This window comes from Bacillus sp. NPDC093026, from assembly GCF_044754665.1.
Taxonomy (GTDB): domain Bacteria; phylum Bacillota; class Bacilli; order Bacillales; family Bacillaceae; genus Bacillus; species Bacillus maqinnsis.
In genome coordinates this window covers 663843-678428 of the sequence record NZ_JBIVPN010000002.1, presented here as the reverse complement: position 1 = coordinate 678428, position 14586 = coordinate 663843, and the positions used below count along the sequence as shown (strand labels likewise).

At 40.8% G+C, this 14586-nt stretch carries 16 protein-coding genes and 1 pseudogene; 4 read left to right on the top strand and 13 right to left on the bottom strand.

The window, feature by feature from the left end:
- Window positions 1-170 precede the first annotated feature (170 nt).
- Window positions 171-407: a YuzB family protein gene (locus ACIQCE_RS08385; RefSeq protein WP_008346813.1), complete on the bottom strand. Its 237-nt coding sequence runs from the start codon at window positions 405-407 to the stop codon at window positions 171-173.
- A 254-nt stretch (window positions 408-661) separates the two neighbouring features.
- Between ACIQCE_RS08385 and ACIQCE_RS08380 the strand changes: the two genes are divergently transcribed.
- Window positions 662-1729, top strand: a complete 1068-nt coding sequence (locus ACIQCE_RS08380; protein ID WP_400494383.1) for an NAD(P)/FAD-dependent oxidoreductase — start codon at window positions 662-664, stop codon at window positions 1727-1729.
- 51 nt (window positions 1730-1780) lie between these two features.
- Here ACIQCE_RS08380 and ACIQCE_RS08375 read toward each other — a convergent pair whose 3' ends face one another.
- Together ACIQCE_RS08375 and ACIQCE_RS08370 are read right to left on the bottom strand one after the other, a co-directional pair.
- The gene (locus ACIQCE_RS08375) at window positions 1781-2011 is read right to left on the bottom strand and encodes a WYL domain-containing protein (RefSeq protein ID WP_400494382.1); all 231 of its coding nucleotides are present in this window, start codon (window positions 2009-2011) and stop codon (window positions 1781-1783) included.
- 102 nt (window positions 2012-2113) lie between these two features.
- Window positions 2114-2443 carry a YuzD family protein gene (locus ACIQCE_RS08370; protein WP_400494381.1) on the bottom strand — a complete coding sequence of 110 codons (330 nt, stop codon included), beginning with the start codon at window positions 2441-2443 and terminating at the stop codon, window positions 2114-2116.
- Between the two features lie 84 nt (window positions 2444-2527).
- On the opposite strand from ACIQCE_RS08370, the pseudogene ACIQCE_RS08365 reads away from it, so the two are divergent.
- Window positions 2528-2864: pseudogene (locus ACIQCE_RS08365) on the top strand (NifU family protein).
- A gap of 43 nt (window positions 2865-2907) precedes the next feature.
- Here ACIQCE_RS08365 and ACIQCE_RS08360 read toward each other — a convergent pair.
- The 6 genes from ACIQCE_RS08360 to yutH form a co-directional block, all read right to left on the bottom strand.
- Complete coding sequence (locus ACIQCE_RS08360; RefSeq protein WP_400494380.1) at window positions 2908-4881, bottom strand: S9 family peptidase; 1974 nt, start codon at window positions 4879-4881, stop codon at window positions 2908-2910.
- Window positions 4882-5006: 125 nt separating this feature from the next.
- Complete coding sequence (thrB, locus tag ACIQCE_RS08355; RefSeq protein WP_400494379.1) at window positions 5007-5927, bottom strand: homoserine kinase; 921 nt, start codon at window positions 5925-5927, stop codon at window positions 5007-5009.
- A complete protein-coding gene (gene thrC / locus ACIQCE_RS08350; RefSeq protein WP_400494378.1) occupies window positions 5924-6985 on the bottom strand; it encodes a threonine synthase in 1062 nt (353 codons plus the stop codon). The genes thrB and thrC overlap by 4 nt, the downstream gene beginning before the upstream one ends.
- A complete protein-coding gene (locus tag ACIQCE_RS08345) occupies window positions 6985-8286 on the bottom strand; it encodes a homoserine dehydrogenase (protein ID WP_400494377.1) in 1302 nt (433 codons plus the stop codon). The genes thrC and ACIQCE_RS08345 overlap by 1 nt, the downstream gene beginning before the upstream one ends.
- A 222-nt stretch (window positions 8287-8508) precedes the next feature.
- Window positions 8509-9477: a 2-hydroxyacid dehydrogenase gene (locus tag ACIQCE_RS08340; RefSeq protein WP_400494376.1), complete on the bottom strand. Its 969-nt coding sequence runs from the start codon at window positions 9475-9477 to the stop codon at window positions 8509-8511.
- An 81-nt stretch (window positions 9478-9558) separates the two neighbouring features.
- Window positions 9559-10590: a spore coat putative kinase YutH gene (gene yutH, locus ACIQCE_RS08335; RefSeq protein ID WP_400494375.1), complete on the bottom strand. Its 1032-nt coding sequence runs from the start codon at window positions 10588-10590 to the stop codon at window positions 9559-9561.
- A gap of 114 nt (window positions 10591-10704) precedes the next feature.
- On the opposite strand from yutH, the gene ACIQCE_RS08330 reads away from it, so the two are divergent.
- Window positions 10705-11205 (top strand): phosphatidylglycerophosphatase A family protein, encoded by a 501-nt coding sequence (locus ACIQCE_RS08330; RefSeq protein ID WP_400494374.1) that lies wholly within the window; start codon window positions 10705-10707, stop codon window positions 11203-11205.
- Window positions 11206-11244: 39 nt separating this feature from the next.
- On the opposite strand, the gene ACIQCE_RS08325 is transcribed toward ACIQCE_RS08330, so the two are convergent.
- Genes ACIQCE_RS08325 through ACIQCE_RS08315 form a run of 3 tightly spaced genes read right to left on the bottom strand, consistent with a single transcriptional unit; the run spans window position 11245 to window position 12765 of the window.
- Window positions 11245-12012, bottom strand: coding sequence for a TIGR01457 family HAD-type hydrolase (locus tag ACIQCE_RS08325; RefSeq protein ID WP_400494373.1), 768 nt, complete (start codon window positions 12010-12012; stop codon window positions 11245-11247).
- A 23-nt stretch (window positions 12013-12035) separates the two neighbouring features.
- Window positions 12036-12470, bottom strand: a complete 435-nt coding sequence (locus ACIQCE_RS08320; protein ID WP_400494495.1) for a DUF86 domain-containing protein — start codon at window positions 12468-12470, stop codon at window positions 12036-12038.
- Window positions 12471-12489: 19 nt separating this feature from the next.
- On the bottom strand, window positions 12490-12765 hold the full coding sequence (locus tag ACIQCE_RS08315) for a YutD family protein (protein WP_353856698.1): 276 nt from the start codon (window positions 12763-12765) through the stop codon (window positions 12490-12492).
- Window positions 12766-12885: 120 nt separating this feature from the next.
- On the opposite strand from ACIQCE_RS08315, the gene ACIQCE_RS08310 reads away from it, so the two are divergent.
- Window positions 12886-13521 carry a YhcN/YlaJ family sporulation lipoprotein gene (locus ACIQCE_RS08310; RefSeq protein ID WP_400494372.1) on the top strand — a complete coding sequence of 212 codons (636 nt, stop codon included), beginning with the start codon at window positions 12886-12888 and terminating at the stop codon, window positions 13519-13521.
- 46 nt (window positions 13522-13567) lie between these two features.
- Here ACIQCE_RS08310 and lipA read toward each other — a convergent pair whose 3' ends face one another.
- Entirely contained in the window at window positions 13568-14464 is an 897-nt protein-coding gene (gene lipA, locus ACIQCE_RS08305; protein ID WP_400494371.1) for a lipoyl synthase, read from the bottom strand.
- Between the last annotated feature and the right edge of the window lie 122 nt (window positions 14465-14586).

Sequence of the window (14586 nt, the reverse complement as noted above, 5' to 3'; positions counted from 1 at the left end):
TCAGGATTTAGCGGTTTCGCATCATCTGTCTAGCCACCGAACAAAACCAATTCTTCATTTTAATGATATTTTATTAGCATAACATATTGGATGCGCTTTCTATCAATTCTCCTTGAAAATGGAAGCTCCAAGTTTTAAAAAAATGCACCTCCTGTTCCGATATGGTGCATTTAAAACATGTCATTTTCCTCTATAAAAGCATAGATACGCTCTACTAGCTGCTCTGCATTTTCTCCTGAAACAAATTCTCCATTCACAAGCGCAAATGGGGAGTCCATACATTTCCCGCAGTAGCTTAAACAACCGTATTCCATTACATCTAGGTTTGGGTCTTTTTCAAGCTTCTCTTTTGCTTCTTGAGACCCTTGTGCAAGATTGCTTACACAAAATTCGATCAGTGGAAACACTGTGCTTCACCTCACATTGCCTTTACATCCTACCGAATTTGACCTCATTAGTCAAAAAATGAGCTTACCTAAATCGTTACACCTAATCTGTGTAACATGTTTTACTAATTAGGACTAACTAATGAATATGTAGGTTATTTTGAAACAATTATTGTGGTTTCACAGTAAATTCGATATAATTTTATTTGGTATTTTAACTTAAAGTTTTTTAGTATAAGTGTTTTTCAATGTCTAGGGGGAAAAGGAGAATCGTCATGAAAAAATTAGTCTTGATCGGCGGAGGTTACGGGAATATGCGGGTTCTCCACCGCTTATTGCCAAATCAATTACCTGATGATGTCACCATCACATTAATTGATCGAAACCCTTACCACTGTTTAAAAACAGAATATTATGCACTTGCTGCTGGAACAATCTCTGATCATCACATTCGAGTATCCTTTCCAGAGCATCCAAAGCTGGATATTCAATATGGGGAAGTTGAAAAAATTGACCTTGAAAACAAACTGATCTTATTCAGCGATCGTGAACCGATTCTATATGACGACACTGTCATTGGACTCGGCTGTGAGGACAAGTACCATGATGTCCCTGGTGCAAAGGAACATACATACAGCATTCAAACCATTGATCAGTCAAGACTTACGTATAACAAATTAAACAACTTAAGTGCAGGTGCAACGGTTGCGATTGTCGGTGCTGGGCTAAGTGGGGTAGAGCTAGCCAGTGAACTGCGAGAAAGCAGAGCTGATTTAAACATTATTCTATTTGACCGTGGAGAACTGATTCTATCAAGCTTTCCAAAGAGATTAAGTCTATATGTACAGAAGTGGTTTGAAGAAAATGACGTGCAGATCATTAATTGCGCAAATATTACGAAGGTTGAAGAAGGACTCGTTTATAACCATGATCATGCGATTGAAGCAGATGTCATTGTGTGGACAGCAGGCATTCAGCCAAGCAAAGTGGTACGAGACATGGAAGTTGAAAAAGACGCACAAGGTCGTGTGGTATTAACACCTCATCATAATCTCCCTGGAGATGAGCATGTATATGTCGTTGGTGATTGTGCAAGCCTTCCGCATGCACCAAGTGCACAACTTGCTGAAGCACAGGCAGAACAAATCGTCCAGTCTCTACAAAAACGTTGGAAAAACGAGCCTCTACCTGAAGCGTATCCGCAGTTTAAACTGAAAGGCGTATTAGGTTCTTTAGGAAAAAAAGCAGGCTTTGGCTTAGTTGCCGATCGTCCGCTTGTTGGACGTGTACCAAGACTACTAAAATCAGGACTCCTTTGGATGTACAAGCATCACAATGGTTAATTCTATGCGAATTTTTTCTCAAAGCTCCTTAACTTGAAAAGGAGCTTTTTTCTATGAAACGGCATGTGCCGATGGTTTTGTAAAACGTATAGGAGCAAGGGCAAGAATGCAGTCTTTACGAAATGTTCTCATTGTCTTCTTCGATAAACAATACGCTTGTATCAACTGTTCAGATTGACGGTGTACGATAATTTTCCGCTTCGTGCAATCTCCGTTTTTCTTCATATAAATCATTTCAATCGGTGTTTTCTGATGAAGAGATTGTTTAAGTAAATAATTCATGATGCTCACGCTCCTTTGATTTCATTATAAACGAAACATACGTTCTCTTTCAACCCTAAAAAGAACATGTGTTCTATTTATTTTTCTCAAAAAAAGAACAGCTTATTCGCTGCTCTCTTTGTAACCGTACTTCTTCATTTCTTGATCAATGTCTTTTAATCTTGGATTGCCTTCTCCGACAATTTGATCCTCTACAAGGACTAGCGGATAAAAGAACTCATCCTCTAAAATCCGCTGGGACAGCTCTTTTTGACGTTCATTTTCCGGAGGTTGCTCAATATCGACATATGTGATGCGAAAAGGTTGATTCGGATATTTTCGTTTTAACGCTGCAGCTAACCACTCATATGTATCTTTTGAAGAAGGCAGATTCACGCAGCTGGCACATCGTACATCTCTTCCATATACGTAAAGATCAACGATTTGATTCATTCTACAAGCCCCCTGTTCTTTTTTCATTTTAGCTGAAATTTCTGTTTAAAAAAAGTCAAAATGACTTTTTGTTTCAATATAAGAATGTGCTATAATGAGAAAGAAACTTTGAAACCAATCAATAGATTTTTATCGTCCAGATGAATATAATGGTGATATGTTGTGAAAGGAGCGAATATCTCTAATGACTGAAGTCGAAATGAAAGACCAAGTACAGGAAGTACTGGACAAACTTCGTCCATTCCTATTACGTGATGGTGGAGACTGTGAGCTTGTAGACATTGAAGATGGTATTGTGAAATTGCGTCTTCTTGGTGCATGCGGAAGCTGCCCAAGTTCAACCATTACACTTAAAGCCGGTATTGAGCGTGCATTATTAGAAGAAGTGCCTGGCGTTGTAGAAGTTGAACAGGTTTTCTAAATCATATATGAATACAAAAACGACCCATTGCAGGTCGTTTTTTTTATGTGGATAGCTTCTCTCGAAACCATTCATTGATAAAGGTCAGTCTTTGTATTCGTTGCGTGGGATGACCGCTTCTGGATAAATCATGAGACGCTTTCGGAAATTTGATCAATCGTGTATCTTTCCCAAGCTCTTTCAATGCTACAAATAGTTGCTCTGCTTGATCTACCGGACAGCGATAGTCTTCATCACTGTGTAAAATCAGAAGAGGGGTTTGCATCTGCTTCGCATATTTTAATGGAGAACGGTCCCATAACTTGTCAATAGAGTCGTAAATATCTCCACCAATCTGCCACCTCGTAAAGAAGTAGCCAATATCACTTATTCCATAAAAGCTAATCCAGTTTGAGATCGACCGCTGCGTGATAGCTGCTTTAAAGCGATCCGTTTGTCCAATTATCCAGTTGGTCATAAATCCGCCATAACTACCTCCAGTCACACCAAGCCTTGTTTCATCAAGAACATCCTCTGTTTCTAACACATAGTCAACGGCATCCATGACATCCTCATAATCTACATCACCATAGTTTCCTCTCACGCGGTCGGCAAACATCTGACCATACCCGTGACTACCATGAGGATTCACGTAAACAATGGCATACCCTTCAGAGGCGAGCATTTGAAATTCATGAAAATACGTATGACCATACATCGCATGCGGTCCTCCATGAATCTCTAGAATGAGCGGGTACTTTTTCCCCTCTTCCACATGAGCAGGCTTCATCAACCAGCCATACACCGTATCTCCTTCCTTCGATTGAAAAGAGAACGGCTCTGGCACTGACAATGTATGTTCCTTTAGGAACGATTCATGCTCAAAGGTCAGCTGCTTTAGTGCTTGTTCCCCTAAAGTCAGCTCATACAGCTCACTTGGAGAAATGGATGACAAACGACTGACCAGCATCTTTGTTTCATCTGGATGAAGACTGAAGTTGGTGATATGTTCCGCCTCTAGTCGAACTGGATACGCTAATCCTTCAATCGAAAAATAGTAAATTCCTGTGCTTCCTTGATCAGATACAAGCGCATAAAACCCTTGACTATCTTTTGTCCATTGCGGAATTTGATTAACGTTACCTATCACACTATCACCTGCTACACAATTGCCAACATACATATCGAGCATTTCAGATAGATTGAGGATATTCTCTCCCTTCAAATCATACAGCCATAATGACGGAAAGGTTGCATTTTGGAATTCTCGTTCATGTCCAATAAACACAAGTTTTTCTCCGTTTGGGGAAAAGGATACGCTAGAGTAGGCCCCCTTTGATTGTGTTACTTTTTTGGTTGTACCATCCTCTAATGAAAGGAGAAACACATCACTTATGTAAGGCGTGCGAAGGGTTGTTTGAATATATGCTAGCCATTTTCCGCAAGGAGATATCGTATGATTCACATGGTTTGCCTGCTGGTTGGTGATTTGCTCAATTTTCCCTGAAAGAATATCCACTTTGACGATTTGTGTAAAGCGACCTTCTAAAAAGCCTCTTCCATCCGCTTTATACGTCAAATCATCATATATCGCTGGAGCAAAATCGTCTCGTTCTTGCTTTTCCTCGTCTTCTACAGATTCTGTTTGTTTTAAAGGAACGCCCGCATAAATGAAAGAACCATCCGATGAAAAGACAGGATTTGATATCCCGTATGGAATTTTCGTTAAGATGCGGACACCGCCTCCCTGACTTTGAATCAATGCAAGTTGTGGGATTCCTTTCGGCTTTTGTAAAATAAATGCAAGCTGCTCTCCATCGTTAGACCAAGCTGGCTGATGGTGCTTTCCATCTTCGAATGTCCACTGAGATATTTTCGCTTCCGCTTCATTTCGCATCCACAGATGAATATTGTAATCATCTCTTTGCTCATTCACTGTTACTTTTGTAAAGACAGCCTTTTTCCCGTCTGGCGAATAGATCGGATTAGAAACGGAAACGATTTTCGTCAAATCTTCTGCAACAACCGACTTTTTCAAAAATGAATCTCCCCCTTTTATCCCATAAAAAATAGTTCGTTCCTCTTATTAACAATCCCTGATTTTCCCTGTAAAAAAATTCAATGAAGAAAACAAAATGAGAACGTGTGCTCAATCCACACGTCCTACACTTGATTGACAGTATGATAATTAACGACAACACCTTCTACCGGTACCGTCAGTAAATCTACTTCACAATGCGGGAAATTCTGTGAGAGTTGTTGTTTAAGTGCTTCTCCCTTCCCTTTTTCAACTAATGTGAGGATGGTTGGTCCAGCACCGCTTAATGCCGTTCCATACGCTCCTTTTAATGAAGCAACGTGTTCAACCTTAGACAACTCTGGCACGAGCATGGTGCGATAAGGCTGGTGAAATAAATCCTTATTCATCATTTCTCCGACAAGCGACCAGTTCTGCGTCATTAAGGCAGCGACAAGGACGTTACTCACAGCACTCGCTGTTACTGCATTTTTATATGAAAAATCCTTTGGCAACACATCTCGGGCATCTTTTGTCAGTACTTCATAAAAGGGAATGACCACCACAACATCTATATCCACATGCTGTACTTTGACAGCATGCGTTCTGTCTTCTTCATGAAGACCAATTAATAAACCGCCAAATAAAGATGCCCCTGCATTGTCAGGATGACCTTCTACTTCACTTGCAAAAAATAACTTCTTATCGTCTGACATATTCAGTCCAAGTAGTTGGTTCGCAAGTTCAACGGCTGCCACAATCGCGGCGGCGCTGCTGCCTAACCCCCTTGCCAATGGAATATCACTCCACACTTTCACATGAACAGGCGGGAGTGTTTTTCCAAAGTCATCTGCGACCTTTTTGGCTGTTTGATAAATTAGATTATCGGTGCCCGCTGGAATATCAGATACGACATCTGTTTCTGCTTCAAACAGCCAGTTGTCATGGGCGTAGACCGATAGCTTTAAATAGCGACTAAGCGCCATTCCCACTGAATCAAAACCTGGTCCTAAATTGGCAGTACTAGCTGGTACTGTGATTGAAAAAAGCATGGAGGCTTCACTCATACGCGTGCGGCCCTTTCTAAATGGGCAAGAATTTGATTTTCGTCTGCATCGAGGGTGACCGGTTTGATGTGAGAAATGTCAATGGCTGTGTTTGGATCTTTCAAGCCGTTTCCTGTTAAGACCGCGACCACTTTATTGCCAGGTTTGATTTCACCAGATTTCACTTGTTTCAACACACCTGCAATGGAAGCACATGAGCCTGGCTCTGCAAAAACACCTTCTTCACGGGCGATCATTTGGTAGGCATGAAGAATTTCTTCATCTGTTACTTCATCAATTTTACCATTTGATTCGTCTGCCGCTTGAACAGCTTGTTTCCAGCTCGCTGGATTTCCAATGCGAATCGCAGTCGCAACCGTTTCCGGCTGCTGAATGACTTCATTTCTGACGATTGCTGCCGCACCTTCAGCCTCAAAGCCACGCATCACCGGCAGTCCGGTTCCCTTTCGTTCATGATATTCTTTGAACCCTTTCCAGTACGCTGTGATATTCCCTGCATTTCCAACAGGAATGGCAAGTACGTCTGGTGCAGAACCAAGCTGTTCACAAATTTCAAATGCGGCTGTCTTTTGTCCTTCAATTCGATAAGGATTGACTGAATTGACAAGTGCAATCGGTGCTTTTTCACAAATGCTACGTACAATCTTAAGTGCATCATCAAAGTTGCCATCAATAGCAATAATTTCCGCACCATACATGACCGCTTGTGCCAGCTTACCAAAGGCAATTTTCCCATCTGGGATAATAACGATACATTTCATATCTGCACGGGCCGCATAAGCGGCAGCAGCTGCAGATGTATTCCCTGTCGAAGCACACATGATCGTATCATTGCCTTCTTCTTTTGCCTTTGCAACGGCCATGACCATTCCTCTATCTTTAAAGGAACCGGTTGGATTGACACCTTCTGTTTTCACATGTAGCTCAATGCCAAGCTTTTTAGAAAGCTTGGCCAGATGGATCAGAGGTGTGTTTCCCTCATTGAGTGTGAGTTTTGGTGTTTTTTCGTTTACTGGTAAGAAGTCTTGAAATTCTTCAATAAGTCCATTCCACTTCATCAGCTTAAACCGTTCCCTTCTACTCGATAAGTGCTCTTCACTTGAACCACAACGTCGAGATCATTTAATTTTTGCAGAATATGAGAGAAATCTTCTTCTGACGTCTGATGTGTAATAATGACAATCTCAGCCAGTTCATCATGTCCTTGAACTGGAAGCTGAAGTATTTTTTCAAAGCTGATGCCCCGTTCAGCGAAAATAGACGTAATTCGGGAAAATGCCCCTACTTGATCTCTGACATGAATTCTTAAAAATTGCTGTGCAAATATTTCAGATGATGATTTGATTTTTTTCTCAAATTGCGGCGCGATAAATCCTCTTCCGTTCACCCCAAGACGCATGTTTTTCATCACAGCCATTAAATCTGATACAACGGCTGTTGCTGTTGGTAAGCTACCTGCTCCAGGCCCATAGAACATCGTTTCTCCAACTGCACTTCCGTAGACGTACACAGCGTTGAATTCATTATTGACTGAAGAAAGCGGATGATGATCAGGTAATAGGGTAGGCTGTACACTGACCTCGACTTTATCCCCATCTCTTTGCGCAATGCCGATCAGCTTCATTGTATAGCCAAACCTTTTACTGAAATTCATATCTTCATCAGAGATTGCCGAGATACCTTTGACCTTTACATCCTCTAATTCCACATTCATTGAAAAACCAAGCCTTGCAAGAATGGCCATTTTTCTCGCTGCATCCAATCCTTCAACATCTGCAGTTGGATCCGCTTCAGCAAAGCCAAGATCTTGTGCTTCCTTTAATACATCCTCATACGCACTTTTTTCGACATTCATTTTCGTTAAAATGAAATTTGTTGTGCCGTTGACAATTCCCATCATCTTTGTGATTCGATCAGAAGCTAATCCTTCTTCTAATGTTCTGAGGATTGGAATACCACCAGCCACACTCGCTTCATAATAAAGATCACAGCCGTTCTCTTTCGCTACATGTGATAACTCTGTTCCATAAAGTGCCATTAAATCTTTGTTAGCTGTAATGACATGTTTCTTTTCATTTAAGGCATCAATTAAATATTGTTTTGTATGTTCAATGCCTCCCATCACTTCAATGATGACGTCGACCTTTGGATCTCTGATCACATCATATACTTCAGTTGTGAAGACCTCTCTTGCCACATCCACATCTCTTTTTTTGTCGGGATTGCTAACAAGTACTTTTTGTATTAATACGGGACAGCCGATCTGGTGCATGAGTTTATCCTGATGATCTTGAATAATCTTGACGACACCGCTCCCCACTGTTCCTAATCCTAGTAGTCCAACTCGAATTGCCTCCACCTGAAATTCCACCTTTCTCCATAAATGTCCTTTCTGAAAAGACATTTGTTAACCTAACACAGACATTCAATGTACACACATTATAAAGGGGTATCCTCATTTTGACAAGATGATAAAACAGAACAATATCAAAATGAAATCGCTTAACATCTATTTATATCAAGATTCTATATATTCTAAATATTTTTGTTAGAAAAGCTCCGAACTTTAGAAGCTTTTCATTTAAGGATGAATTGGCGTTTTTGCTTGTTTTCCATGTAAGACAAGGGCTATGTTCTCTGCACAAAGATGCATCATCGCTTTTCTCGTCTCTACACTTGCGCTTCCGATATGAGGAAGAACCGTCACATTGTTTAATTTGGTTAACGGATGGGTGGGACTGACAGGTTCCTGACTAAACACGTCTAAGCCCGCTCCTGCAATTTTACCAGTTGTGACAGCTTCATATAGCGCATCCTCATCGACGGTCTGTCCTCTTGATACGTTGATGAAATAAGCAGATCTCTTCATCTGATCAAATGCCTTTTCATTAAACATGAGCTTCGTTTCTGGCGTTAATGGCGTGAGACACACGATGAAATCAGATTCAGATAGCAAATCTTCAAAGGATGCATATGAAACACCTAATTGCTTCTCGACCTCGGGCTTTCTTGACCGGTTATGATAAAGCACCTTCATATCAAAACCCTTTGCCCGCTTTGCAAGCGCTGTTCCGATACTGCCCATCCCGACAATACCAAGGGTTTTATGATGAATATCGGCACCAGCAAGGAGAAATGGTCCCCAGCCTGTCCATTTTCCCTTCTTTATCCAATCGCTCGCCTCGACGATCCGTCTAGCCGATGCCATGAGAAGCGCAAAGGCTAAATCAGCCGTGGATTCTGTTAATACGTCAGGTGTATGACAGACAATAATTCCTTGTTCTTTTGCAGCTTGAAGATCAATATTGTCATATCCAACAGCAAGGTTTGCTATAACCTTTAAGTTTGGAGCATTTGATAAAAGCGCCTCATCCACTTGATCTGACAGCATTGTCAGCAGTCCATCAGCTTTTGCTGCTTGTATCTCTAACTCTTCTCTTGGACAAGGCTCATCCTCGTGCGGCCACATACCAATATGAGCGACTTCTTTTAAAGGTGTGAGTGATGTTTCGTCTAGTTTTCTTGTGATGTATACATAAGGTTTTGTCAAGAAGACCACTCCTTTATTTTTATTAATTCAAGCATAACGAAAAACGCCTCAAGAGAAAAGAGACGTTTGAGGTTATTCACTTTACAAATAAGAAACTTGATTGATCCAGCTAATAGCTGGAATCAAACTTCCTCCGCTTCGCATGGCACTCATTTCCTGAAAGACCTTAAGAAAATATTCATAGCGACTCACATCATTCAATACATATTCTAACCGCTCTTCGTAATAAGACTTATCACTTTCACTTGACATATAGTAACCTTCCACGATTTCAAAATAATGAAGCGGAAAGAGGAGACGGCTGTATAACAATCGTTTTGAAAATGAAGAAAGTGGCATGACTTGCTCATATTGCTGTAAAAAGGAAAAGCCTTCTTCGATTAAATCTTCTTTATGCTGTACAAATGTTTCTCTTAAATATTCTGCGATATCTCTTGTTGGATGATCAAATACCCAGTCTACAGGTAAACGAAGAGGCTGACCAACCGGCCATGTCATGCGCGAAAAACGCTGATGGCAGACAGTACCTGAGTCGCATTCTTTCGGTACATCGTCGAGCTCAGTATCAACTAAATATTGAATTGCATTTTCCGTTAATCCTAGATAATACGGAAAGGATTCAATAAATTTTTTTTCAAATGGTTCAAGCGGTTTTTGGTGCATTTGCTGCATCCAAAACCCTTCAAGCTGATCTAATCGTTTTGCCCATAATTCCTTCCAAGCTCCCACCCGCTTCGTTTCTGACACCTCATAAGGAAACCCTCTTCCCCTAAGATGAAAAGCCGCCAACTCTGGCGCAAGCTGAAATGAACGGCTAGTGACCGGCGGTGCTGCCTTTAAGAGGGCATACAGCTCCTTTCCGTGTGTAAAGGTTGGCTTGCCTTCTTTTGTTAATTCAAACACAGCGACGTATGGGTCACCTTCATTCAGTAAATACTGACTGATATGATAAAGCTCTGTGACTTCTTCTTCTCGCAAATGAGATACCGGAACAATAATGAACAGAGCCTTCGCCGTTTGAAAGCTCTGATAGCTGCCATATGGGATAAACTGGCGAACATCAATACCAAATGTGTAATAAATTGTTTCTTTCATTTTTTCACCTGCGTTCATATGATCGATCTCTTATCATATCGTAGTCGCAGGTTGATGGAATTATGAATACTATTTAATATCCTAAGTTTTTTACACGTTGTGGACAAATTACAAGGATTGGGTGAATAATAGATGCCAAATCATCATGAGATGAACGAAGTAGAACAAACAGCAAGACGCCGCTTGCAAGAGCGAGGCGTAACCATTCAAGATATTGCAGATCTCGTCTACTTTTTACAGGAAAAGTATCATCCTGGCCTAGACATGTCAGAATGTATCGATAATGTGGAGCGTGTCATTGCAAAACGCGAAGTGCAAAATGCAATTTTAACAGGCGTTGAACTAGATGTCCTAGCTGAACAAAAGAAACTGACAGAACCGCTCCAATCGATTCTTGAAACTGACGAAAGCCTTTATGGAGTGGATGAAATCTTATCTTTTGCTATTGTCAATATTTACGGTTCTATCGGCTTTACGAATTATGGATATATCGATAAAGAAAAGCCTGGGATTCTCGGCAGACTAAATGACAAATCCACAGGTGAGTGCCATACCTTCTTAGATGACATTGTAGGGGCAATTGCTGCGGCCGCTTCAAGCCGGCTTGCACATAGTGCGAGAAATGCTAAATAAAAAAAGAGGACACTGCGTGACGCATGTCCTCTTTTTTATTTACAGTCGCAGCATCCACTCGGATAAAGAATCAATCACATACGTTGGCTGCTTTTGATACTGCTGAAGCAACTCTTTTGTTGTCACGCCTGTATGAACGAGCAGTGTATCCATTCCTGCATTCATGCCTGCCATGATATCTGTGTCATAGTTATCGCCAATCATCAGTGTCTCAGACACATCTGTGCCAAGTACCCGCATTGCTTGTTCCATAATGATAGACTCTGGCTTCCCAATAAACGTTGGCTGGACGGTCGTTGATACTGTCAGCACAGCAGTTAAAGAGCCATTTCCAGGTAAGAGCCCTCTTTCTGTTGGGATGGCAATATCTCCATTCGTGGATACAAATTGCGCACCATTACGAATCGCAATGGCTCCCACTGCTAATTTTTCATATGTAATGCCTCGATCAATACCAACAACGACGAAATCTGCGTTTTCATGTCCAAAGTGTAATCCTTTTTCTTCGATGGCTTGCTTGATTCCTTCTTCTCCGATGACATAGACCGATGCATCTTTCTTTTGTTCAGCAATATAATTGGCTGTCGCCATACTTGTTGTAAATACTTGTTCTTCTGTTGCTGGAATGTCGAAAGAAACGAGCTTTTCCGCTACCTGCTTTGGGGTACGCGATGAATTGTTCGTCACAAATAAATAAGGAATTTGCCGTTCATTTAATTTTTGAACAAATTGACCCGCTTCTTCTATCTTTTCCGTTCCTTTATACATTGTACCGTCTAAATCAATTAAATAGCCTTTGTATTTCATGATGACTTCACAACTCCAATGGTTTATTTAAATGCTGATACTGGACCAAGCTCCTGCTCTAAATAGGTACGAATCCGCTTCGGAAAGACGTGAAGCGCCTTTTCCACTTCGCTGATTACTTGCAATAAGTCGCGGTGAGCGACATCTTGATATTGTTGAACAAGTGTTTTTCGGCATGAGACAAGTTTTTTCAACTGACTGCCTTCATCAACTGGAATGACCTTTTCATCTACAAGAATATCCATGATGTCATTATAGCTTCCAGGATCACGCATAATAAATCCATCAATCATGTCATTTCCTGTATCAAGAATACATTCGACGAGCAAATGGACGATACGTTCCAGCGCTTTTTTCTCTAATGGGCTTGTCCATGTTTGGTGACTGCGCATCAAGTCATATTGCTCTTCGAAAAAACGTAATGTCTCTTCTATCTTGTTTCTGTCTACGAAATACATCATGACGCTCCCCTTTGCGTTATTTTCTGATTCGTTTTAAGACAAAATATGCACAGCCAAAATTACAGTATTCATAAATATATTCATCGAGTGTGCTAATTTTCGTATCAAATGTGGCCTTTTGATTTTGGTCATCAAAGAACCCTTTTAGCCTTAGCTGATTGTAGCCCCAATCGCCAACAATATAATCATACTTATTTAAAATATCTGAGTATCTCGCTTTAAACGCTTCTTCATTAAAACCGTCTTTGACCTCTTTCACAAGATCAAAGGTAGCATTCTGAATGACGATCATCTTCTCACCTCTTTTTAAACGATCCATCTTTAATGATAATTCATTGGAAGAACTCCATCAATTGCTAAAGCATGTTTTTTCAGTTTTAGCCGAAGCTAAAGAAAAAAGGAGGTCACTTTAATGATAAAACGACTTACAGCCAGCATCTTCCTGTGTATGCTTTTAGGCGGGTGCGGCATTCAATCAGGAATGAACAGGCAAGTGGATGAAGATTCTTCAAGTAAAACCATCAGGCTGTCTGACCGTCATGAAGGAAACAATTCCAACATGCCAGAAGCCGACACAAACAGAGCAGGATATGTTCGTTATCAACGGCAGCAAGTAACGGATCAGAAAGAAAAAACACCTGCTTTAAACCGCGAACATCTTGCCCATGTGATTACAAGTTTAGCCGTACAGCTACCTAACATTCAAGATGTAGCGACACTTGTCACAGATGAGGATGCACTCATTGTGTATCGAACAGGAAATCGAAATAGAGACGAATCAGCCGATCAAGTAAAGAAAACAGCCGTTTCTGTTCTCCCTCGTTATTATCATGTGTACGTCTCTGATAATCCAGAGCACTTTCAATCCATTGCCAATTTTTCACGTCTTCAAACCAATTCACGCGATTTTGATCAAATTTTAACAAAAACCATTCAGCAAATGAAATACTCACCTCAAGGCGGGGATATTTCAAATAAGGAAGATCCAAATGGAATGACAAACTCTGACCGTACCATGAGACGGAATGCGCCTTATGGCCAAAATTAGCACGAGAAAAAACGCCAGAACTCTCAAATCCTCTGGCGTTTTCTGATTATGCTTGCGCCTGACGTTTTTTGGACGCTTCGTTTACTTGCTCATCTGCATGATATGAAGAACGGACAAGCGGACCAGCTTCACAGTGGCTAAATCCTTTTGACAACGCAATTTCCTTCAGCTCTGTGAACTCATCTGGATGGTAATATTTTTGTACTTTTAAATGCTTCTTTGAAGGCTGTAAATATTGACCAATTGCCATGATGTCAACGTTATTGGCAAGAAGATCATCCATGACTTCAATGATTTCTTCCTTCGTTTCACCGAGTCCAATCATAATGCTTGATTTTGTTGGAATGTCAGGCTGCATTTCCTTTGCACGACGCAAGAATTCTAATGAACGATCATATGTAGCACGTGCACGAACTCTTGGTGTTAACCTACGCACTGTTTCAATATTATGATTTAAAATATCAGGACGTGTATCCATTAATGTCTTCAAATTATCGTAATTACCACCCATGTCTGAAGGGAGAACTTCAATCGTTGTAAATGGGCTTTTTCTTCTAATTGCACGAACCGTTTCAGCAAATACGCCCGCTCCGCCATCTTTTAAGTCATCTCTTGCAACCGCTGTGATAACAGCGTGCTTTAAGTTCATTAAAGCAACAGAATCTGCTACACGTTCTGGCTCTTGCAAGTCAAGCTCAGTTGGAAGTCCAGTTTTCACCGCACAGAAACGGCATGCGCGCGTACAAACAGAACCGAGGATCATAAATGTAGCGGTTCTTCTTACTGCCCAGCATTCATGAATATTCGGACATTTCGCTTCCTCGCAAACAGTATGAAGGTTGTTTTCTCGCATCATTTTTTTCAGACCGGTATAGTTTTCATTTGTATTCAGTTTAATTTTAAGCCAGTCCGGCTTCCTTACGTGCTCTTCCTTCTTTGCCAATTCCATCATCTCCATATGAATTCATTAAGGTGCATATACAAAAATCTTCCTGCTATATACGATGGATGCAGCCTAAAACTGCAAAAAAATGATTCTTCGGCTAAAGCCTTTTCTCTAGACAC